Origin of the sequence: Spirillospora sp. NPDC049652 (genome assembly GCF_040675125.1) — a bacterium.
GTDB lineage: Bacteria > Actinomycetota > Actinomycetes > Streptosporangiales > Streptosporangiaceae > Spirillospora.
This window is the reverse complement of sequence record NZ_JBFAOF010001254.1, coordinates 1-1,733: the sequence shown is the minus strand read 5'-3', so window position 1 is coordinate 1,733 and position 1,733 is coordinate 1. Positions and strand designations below refer to the sequence as shown.

Here is a 1,733-nt window from a genome sequence, read left to right as displayed (position 1 = left end):
CCCGTCAGCCGTTCCAGCAGCCGCAGCGTCGAGGTGTGGTCGAACGGCTCGGACGCCACCCAGCCGCCCTGCGTCCACGGCGACACCAGCAGGCACGGCACCCGGAACCCGCCGCCGACCGGCAGCCCGCCGACGAACTCCCCGGCGGTCCCGGCCGGCGGGACGGGCGGCGGGACGTGGTCGAACTGCCCGTCGTTCTCGTCGTAGTTCAGGATGAACAGCGTCTTCTTCCACACGTCGGAATTGGACGCGATCGCGTCGATCTGGCTCGCCACGAAGTCCGCGCCGGCCGCCGGCGTGTAGTCCGGATGCTCCGACTGGTAGCTCGTCGGGATGATCCACGAGACCGCCGGCAGCCGGTCGTGCTTGGCGTCGTAGGCGAACTGCCCCGCGTCGTAGGTGCGCAGGCCGTTCCTGAACAGCGGCGAGCTCTCCGGCGCGTCCTGGAACGCCTTGAAGTACTCCAGGACGTTGCAGCCGTAGTTGTCGGTCTGCTGGTACACCCGCCACGACGCCCCGGCGCGTGTCAGCGCCTCCGGATACGTCGTCCAGGTGAACGGTGACGGGGCGGAGTTCGAGGTCACCGGCCCGCCGTGCTCGCCGCCGGCGTCGATCGACGCGCTCATCAGGAACAGCCGGTTCGGCCACGTCGGGCCCAGCACCGAGCAGTGGTACCGGTCGCACACCGTGAACTGCTCGGCCAGCGCCCAGTGGAACGGGATGTCCTCACGGGTGTAGTAGCCCATCACGAACGGGTAGTTCGCGCCGTCGCCCCCCGGACCCGCGTGCGCGACGAGCCACCGGTCCATCCGGCCGCCGTTCCACGAGTCGTGCTGCACCTGCCACGAGTGGCCGGTGGACGGGATCGCCTGCGCGCTCGTCCGCCGCGAGTCCAGGTGGAACGGCAGCAGGTGGCCCGCCGGGTTCCTCGGGTCGGGCTGGTAGAACACCGGCCTGCCGTCCGGCAGCTTCGGCGCCTTCGGGTCCGAGAAGCCCCGCACGCCCGGCAGCACCCCGAAGTAGTGGTCGAAGCTCCGGTTCTCCTGCATCAGGATCACCACGTGCTTGATGTCCCGCAGCCTGCCGTCGCGGGGCTTGGCGGCGGTCTCGGCCATCGCCCGGCGGACGTTCGGCGGCAGCACCTCGGCGGCGAACGCCGCGGCCGCGACCGTGCCCGCCGTCCCCAGCAGCCGGCGCCGGCTCAGCGGCGCGCGCGGCTCCAGTTCCGGCATTCCGGCTCCCGTCTCTCTCCGATCGTGGAAATGCCGGAACGAACCTCCCGCACCACCGGTAACGCCGGTAGCCGCGCGGGGTGAAGGACTCCCTTACCTCCGCCGCGCGGGACCTCCGACCGCCCCGGAAGGCGCAGGCCAGGACCCCGGACAGGGATAATCCAGAAATAGGCTCGACACCGGACGTATACGCCACGTCGCTCCGTGTGACGTTCCGCCATCCTGCCGTCTCGACCGGTCCGAGGCGAGGAGCCGCACCCGCGAGTCAGCCGTTCTCGCCCATCAGCGTGCCGAGCGGCACCCCCGCCAGGTCCCGCACCTCGTGGGCCATGTGCGCCTGGTCGGCGTAACCGGCGTCCGCGGCCGCCACCGCCGCCGGAACCCCCGCCCGCACCGCCGCCAGCACCTGCTGGAACCGCAGGACCCGCTGCAGCACCTTCGGCCCGTACCCGAACGCCGCCAGCGTCCGCCGCCGCAACTGCCGCTCGCCCAGGCCCACCG

General features: G+C 71.9%; 2 protein-coding genes. Both read right to left on the bottom strand.

Features of this window, described 5'->3' with window-relative positions; genetic code table 11:
* Positions 1-1,232, bottom strand: a 1,232-nt coding sequence (locus AB0J52_RS39155) for a phospholipase C (protein ID WP_500188146.1), incomplete at its 3' end; no start/stop codon positions are given.
* Between the two features lie 265 nt (positions 1,233-1,497).
* Positions 1,498-1,733, bottom strand: a 236-nt coding sequence (locus AB0J52_RS39150; RefSeq protein ID WP_500188144.1) for a helix-turn-helix domain-containing protein, incomplete at its 5' end; no start/stop codon positions are given.